This is a genomic window from Paracoccus sp. Ld10 (assembly GCF_045064235.1).
Lineage (GTDB): Bacteria > Pseudomonadota > Alphaproteobacteria > Rhodobacterales > Rhodobacteraceae > Paracoccus.
The window spans coordinates 1-6,387 of the sequence record NZ_JBISHD010000012.1; the positions used below are offsets into that span (position 1 = coordinate 1).

Annotated in this window: 8 protein-coding genes; 1 reads left to right on the top strand and 7 read right to left on the bottom strand. The window is 57.8% G+C overall.

Translation table 11 applies throughout. The annotated features are described in order from the left end of the window. The 5 genes from ACJJVR_RS04475 to ACJJVR_RS04495 form a co-directional block, all read right to left on the bottom strand. The coding region (locus ACJJVR_RS04475) for a transposase (protein WP_405402593.1) at positions 1–141 on the bottom strand (141 nt) is incomplete at its 3' end. Between the two features lie 107 nt (positions 142–248). Next, on the bottom strand, positions 249–1,523 hold the full coding sequence (locus ACJJVR_RS04480) for a TRAP transporter large permease (protein WP_405402584.1): 1,275 nt from the start codon (positions 1,521–1,523) through the stop codon (positions 249–251). 9 nt (positions 1,524–1,532) lie between these two features. Beyond that, positions 1,533–2,042, bottom strand: coding sequence for a TRAP transporter small permease (locus ACJJVR_RS04485; RefSeq protein WP_405402587.1), 510 nt, complete (start codon positions 2,040–2,042; stop codon positions 1,533–1,535). 21 nt (positions 2,043–2,063) lie between these two features. Next, complete coding sequence (locus tag ACJJVR_RS04490; protein ID WP_405402588.1) at positions 2,064–3,056, bottom strand: DctP family TRAP transporter solute-binding subunit; 993 nt, start codon at positions 3,054–3,056, stop codon at positions 2,064–2,066. 28 nt (positions 3,057–3,084) lie between these two features. Further along, complete coding sequence (locus tag ACJJVR_RS04495; RefSeq protein WP_405402590.1) at positions 3,085–4,455, bottom strand: amidase; 1,371 nt, start codon at positions 4,453–4,455, stop codon at positions 3,085–3,087. A gap of 274 nt (positions 4,456–4,729) precedes the next feature. Between ACJJVR_RS04495 and ACJJVR_RS04500 the strand changes: the two genes are divergently transcribed. Next, positions 4,730–5,215, top strand: a complete 486-nt coding sequence (locus ACJJVR_RS04500) for a RidA family protein (RefSeq protein WP_405402591.1) — start codon at positions 4,730–4,732, stop codon at positions 5,213–5,215. On the opposite strand, the gene ACJJVR_RS04505 is transcribed toward ACJJVR_RS04500, so the two are convergent. Both ACJJVR_RS04505 and ACJJVR_RS04510 read right to left on the bottom strand, forming a co-directional pair. Continuing rightward, positions 5,206–6,150 (bottom strand): LysR family transcriptional regulator, encoded by a 945-nt coding sequence (locus tag ACJJVR_RS04505; protein WP_405402592.1) that lies wholly within the window; start codon positions 6,148–6,150, stop codon positions 5,206–5,208. The genes ACJJVR_RS04500 and ACJJVR_RS04505 overlap by 10 nt on opposite strands. 34 nt (positions 6,151–6,184) lie before the next feature. Further along, the coding region (locus ACJJVR_RS04510; RefSeq protein ID WP_405402189.1) for an IS3 family transposase at positions 6,185–6,387 on the bottom strand (203 nt) is incomplete at its 5' end.

Below are 6,387 nucleotides of genomic sequence, written 5' to 3' on the forward strand. Positions count from 1 at the left end.
CCCGCAATACCGCTTCTTCCAGTTGAAATAGGTCGCTTGGCTGATCCCCGCCTTGCGGCAGATCTCGCCCACCGGCGTGCCCTCATCGCCTTGCTTCAGGATGAACGCCTTTTGCGCTTCCGTGAACCTCGATGCCTTCATCATTCTCTGCTCCTCTTCCAGCCAGGGAAGGTTAGCCGAAAACTCCAGTTTCAAACGGTCCAGTTTTCAGGGGGCAGAGCACTGCGATGGGACACCCCTATGTTAAGTCAGTATAACCAGTTGGGGATCAGCATGCTGATCACGGGAATGTAGGAGATACAGAGCAGCGCCACGAGCATCAGCAACATCGTCGGGATGGTGGCACGGAACACCTCGCCCAAGCTCATTTTGGCGACGCCCATTGCAACGAACAGATTAAGGCCGACGGGCGGCGTCAGCATCCCTATCGAAAGGTTCACCAACATGATGATCCCGAAGTGAATCGGATTCACGCCAAGTTCCTGGGCGATCGGTGCCATCAGCGGCGCGAGGATGATGATGGCGGATGCGCTGTCAAGGAAGCAACCAGCGACCAGCAAGATCACGTTGAAGGCTGCCAGAACCAGGATGGGGTTTTCGGTGCTCGATAGAACATATTCAGCAAGCTCGGTCGGTGTCCCCGAACTCGCCAATAGCCATGAAAACACAGAAGCACCGGCCGTGATCAACAACAATGGTCCAGAGATTAGGCCAGTGTTTCGAAGAACGATCAAGGTCTCGCGAAACGAAATGCTGCGATAGATCACTGCACCCACGAGCCAGCCATAGAGGCACGCAGCTGCTGCGGATTCGGTTGGGGTGAACACACCTGAATAGATTCCGCCCAAGAGAATTACTGGCAGGCCTAAACCCCACGCCGCGCGGCGCAACGCCGCGAAGATGCTTCGAAACGTTGGCAACGGATCGCGGGGATAACCCTTTCGTGCCGAAAACCAGGTCGCGTAGCCAATCAGAAGTCCACCAATCAGCAGCGCGGGCAGTAGCCCTGCTGCGAAGAGGGCGCCCACCGAGGTGCCTGTGACCGATCCATAGATGATCAACGCAATCGATGGTGGCACGATGGGCCCAAGAGTGCCCGCAGTCGCGATCAGCCCGATGGCGAAATACTTATCATAGCCCGCCTTGACCATCGCCGGATAAAGGATCGAGCCGATGGCAATGACCGTTGCAGGGCTGGAGCCAGAGATCGACCCGAACATCAAGCAGGCCATCACCGCTGCCGCAGCAAGTCCCCCCGGCAACCATCCGATCAGCGCCCGTGCCAAGCCGATCAGCCGGTCAGAAAGACCACCGATCCGCATCAGCTCGGCGGCGAGAATGAAGAACGGGATGGACATCAGTGAAAAGTTGTTCATGCCGGAGAACATCCGCATTGGCACGAGCAGCGGGTCCATACCGCCTACGAAATAGAAGACTGCTGCAACCGCCAGTGCCAGCGAGGCGAAAATGGGAAGGCCAAAGATCAGCAGGCCGAAGAAGATGGGAACGAGTGCGCCAATCATGATCTGTCCTCAGCTTGTCTTGATATCGACTTCAGGCGCCTGGTAGCCTTGGCCGAAAGCCAGATCGCGAAGGACCAGAAGGTAACGAAGGGCCATGAAACACGCGGCAGTGGGTATGACCCCATAGATGTAGCCCACAGGGATACGCATCGCAGGCGATAGCTGCCCCATCCGCGAAGTGTTCATGACCAGCCTTGATCCATACCAGAGCAGGACGAGGGCAAAAATCAGACCGAGGCATGCAGCCCCGATCTGAAGTGCTTTGGCCGTGCGCGGACCGGCAAAGGCGTAGACCGCATCAACACTGATATGCGACGCGTAGCGGACACCCATCCCCATGGTCAGGAAGCTCATGGAGATGAGGGAGTAGAGGATCAGTTCCTCGGACCAGTAGAGAGAGTTGTTGAACACGTAGCGTGCGATCACCTGCATGATCGCGACGAACGTCGCGATCAGCATGAGGGATGTGACCAAGATATTCTCGATCCAGTCCACGACACGATTTACCCAGAGGATCATCTCAACTCTTCTCCACGATCGTCACTCGCCCTTTGCAGCGGCGATTGCCTTGTCCATAAGCTGGGGCGTTACCAAAGGGCGAAACTCCTCATAGATCGGCTGGGACGCTTCGATGAAGGCGGCACGGCCTTCATCGCTCAGTTCCTGAATTTCAATTTCAGCTGAAATTTCCTCAAGAATTCTGCCCTCGTCCTGGGCGGTGAATTCGCGCGCGGCATCTCGGCCCACGATCATTGCATCCTGCACGACCTGCTTGAGATCATCTGGCAGGCCTTCCCAAGCCTGCTTGTTCATCACCGCTGCGTAGGTGTGATAAGCATGGCCCGTCAGGGTCATGTAGTCCTGCACCTCGTAGAACTTCATTGAATCAATGTTGGCCAGCGGGTTTTCCTGACCCTCGACGACACCTTGCTGCAACCCGTTATAGACTTCCGTATAGGCCATGGCCGTTGGGTTGGCCCCGAAGGCCCGATAGGTCGCAAGAATTGCCGGTGCCTGCAACGTGCGCATCTTGATGCCGCTCAGGTCGTCGGGACCGTTGATGGGGCGAATGTTGTTCGTCATGTGGCGAAAGCCTGCGCCCCACATTGCGATGCCCTGCAGGTTGTTCGGTTCCAGTGTCGCAAGCAGTTCGGTGCCAACCTCGCCATCCAGAAGGCGCTGCATCGCGGCATCATCCTCCATCAAGAAGGGGAGGTCGAAGAGATACATTTGTTCATTGAAGTTGGCGAGGTTGCCCGTCGGCGGGATGGCAATATGAACAAGCCCCATCTGGGTCTGCTCAATAATCTCGACATCGCCGCCCAACTGCGCGGCGGGACGGATGTTGATCTCGATCCTGCCGTCGGAGTTCTTTTCGACCTCTTCCTTGAAGACGACTGCGGCACGTGCGTTGGGCGTGTCTTCGGTCAGAACGTGGGCAAAGGTGAATTCAAAGTCTGCGGCTGCGGCCATACCGGCAAAGGCTGTGCCGAGGAGCAGTGTCAGGCCAATGCCAAGCTTGCGATAGATCATCGTATCCTCCTGTTGGTGATTTTTTTTGTTATAGCGGCGGCGGCCCCAGCAAATCAGGACCGGCGCCAAGCACAGCTTCCACCCCAAGTGAAGCGGCAAGAAGCAGCTCCTCGTGGCGGGGCGGTGCAATGATTTGCAGGCCAGTAGGTATTCCGTTCCCGTCCAGCCCGGTTGGCAGCGTCGTTGCGCACCAGCCCAGCAGGTTCACGATCGCCGTGTTCCTGAGGGCCAGCATGTTCGCAAGGCGATAGGCATCCGGGTCCCTGACATCCGCCAACAAAGGCGCCGAGATTGCGACGGTCGGCGTGACCAACAGATCAACCGTGTCGAAGACTTCCAGTGCCCGCCGGCCGTATCCCGACAGGGCTGCGCGCCGCTGCAGGTACTCCGACGCAGTCACATCATCCGCAGCCATGACGCGAGCCATGACAGCAGGGTCCAGCCGCGCTATGCGATCGGGGAAATTTCCATCAAGAAAGGCACGCAGTTCAGGGGCGGCAAGACCGCCGCGCCGAAAGATGTCCAGCGCATCTTCGGCGTGGGGAAGCCGGACCCGTGTCACCTTTGCCCCAGCAGCCTCCAGTGCCAAGATGGCGGCCTCGGTGTTTGCGGCGACGACCGGGTCAATCTCATCCCAGACGACGTTCTCCACCACGCCGACACGCAACCCTCCAACATCCCTCGCAGCAATGCGCGCGCTGCCGTCAAGGGCGGTGAATAGAAATGCCAGATCGACGATACTGCGCGCCAGCAGGCCGGGTGTATCCAACGAAGGCGACAGCGGAACGATACCGTCCTGCGACCACCGACCGTGCGTTATTTTCAATGCCGTCTGTCCGGTAAACGAGGCTGGGATCCGGACTGATCCCGCTGTATCGGTGCCAAGCGCAGCAAGCGCGCTGCCCTGTGCCAGTGACACGCCTGCACCGGAGCTGGAGCCACCAGGCACCCTGGGGGCGTCCCATGAAGACCACGGGTTTAGCGGCGTCTCGTAATGCGGATTTGTGCCAAGCCCACCAAATGCAAATTCGACGGTATGGGTTTTTCCGGTCACGATCCCTGCCTGCGACAGGAGCCGGGCCACGACCGGGCCGGAGCGCTGCCAGTCATCGGGAAAGGCGGTATCCGTTCCGGCATAGACCGGCAGGCCCGGCACGCCATATAGATCCTTGATCGAGACTGGGATGCCCATCAGTGGACCCAGGTCCATGCCGGTTTGGAGCATTCGGTCCACCGCCTGCGCCTGCACCATCGCGCACGGCCCGGCCCAGTTGCGGTAGGCGTTCAATCTGTTCTCTGTCTGCTCATACCGGTCAGTTGCATCAGCCATGAGACTGGCCGCGCACAAGGTGCCCGCGCGCAGCTGAGTTGCAAGCTCTTCAAGTGAAGCCTTCGGCACGTTCCGTTACCTTTCGAAGGTTTGATCTTCTTCATCCTGATACGGTTCTCGTGGCCGATCCACTCCTTCATTCAGATGCCAATCCAGCGCGAATCCAGACACGCATTCTGCCGCTTCAAGTTAAAGTATTATTTTTGTTTATTTATTTTCGCTCAAGGTCGTCGAAAAACGGCTGTTGCCGATCCGGCAAACCCTCGTTGCCGGAATTGCACTCGCCGTATTGCGGCATCTGCCTATCCTGTCGCTGATCAAATAACAGACAAGGAGTCAGATCGTGCCGCATGAAACCGAAGGCCGCTTGAATGCCATGGGAATTGTCCTGCCACGCCGACCCAAGCCGATTGGAAATTATCTGCCTGGCGTCGTTGTGGGCAACATCCTCTACACCTCGGGCACTTTGGGCACACAGCCGGACGAGAACGACATGGATGTGCTCCCTTATGTCGGCAAAATCGGTTCTGACCTTACGATCGAACAGGGCTATGCGTCAGCACGCCTTATGGCCATCAACCACTTGGCGATGATGAAAGCTGTGCTGGGGGATCTGGACCGCGTGAAGCGGATCGTTAAGATGATCGGCTATGTCACCTGTTCCTCTGACTTTACCGAACCGCACCTGGTACTGAATGGGGCGTCGGATCTCTTCGTCGCGCTATGGGGCGAGGAATGCGGTATGCATGCCCGTGCAGCGCTGACACAGCACACGCTTGGACTGAACGCCCCGGTCGAGGCCGACATGATCGTCGAGATCTATGTCTGAACCGCGCGAAGCTGCGCCAGCAATGCAGCATCCGACCTCTCACCCTCTGCAAAGACCGGGAGGATCGATGCGATGAAAGCCTCGCAGGCGGGAGAGCGATGCTGGCCGCTGCGCACCACTGCATAGATGAAGCGATGCTCGAACTCCCGGCAAGTCAGGTTCAGGGGTAGAAGCTGACCGGAAGTCACTTCGCTCAGAACTGCCTGGAGTGGCATGTAAACAATCGCGTTGTTACGGATGGCGTGTCGGATCAGGAAATGGAACTGGTCAGCAACCACGATTGGATTGAGACTTTTCTTGATCTTACCAAAGGCGCGGTTGAGCAGGTAATGAATTCCGAATGTATCATCTGGAAGCACGCAGGGCAGTTCCGCAAGATCCGCCAGGATCAGCGGTCTGCCGTCGGTGAACGGGTGCGAGGGCGGCGCCAACGCCAGAAGCGGCTGCCGCCACTGACCGATTGCTTCGATCGCGGGATGGGTAAAGTGGTCATAGATAAAGCCGATTTCGGACAGGCGCTGCTCGACAGCTTCCAACACTCGCTCCCGACCGCGGATCCGCACGCGGAAATCGATCCCGGGATGCCTGGAGCGAAAGCTGGTGATATGTTTTGACAAAAAGGGGTCGGTAATTCCCTCGACGGTCGATAATGAGAGGACGCCGGTTTTGAGGCTGCGCAGGTCGGCCATTTCGCCCATGGCAAGGTCGATTTGGCCAAAGATCGCCGCCAGATGCTCGGCTAGAACTTTGCCTGCCTCGGTCAGGATGACTCCCTCAGAGCGGCGCTCCAGAAGCTGCTCCTGCAATTCATGTTCCAGCTTTACGATCTGGCGGCTGATGGCCGAAGGTGAAATATGCAGTCGCTCCGCAGCCAGCCGGATGGAACCGAAACGTGCGACGTGCAGGAAGTATCTTCCCGCAGAAAGATTTATCAAAAGGTATTCTCCTCTGACGCATGTTCACTGGAGCCTAGGTGTTCAGTCCCGGCATCTGGTGGATCGGATTTGGGATGAATCGAGCTGGCTCTGAAGTCCAGACCTTGCAGATGTATTCGTAGGGCGTGAGGCCGTTGAGCGTCTTCAGCCTGCGTGCGAAGTTGTATGCGTTCATGAAGTCGGCGAGGTGGGTGCGCAGCTGATCATGGCTGTCGTAATGGTATCGCTTCACCGTCG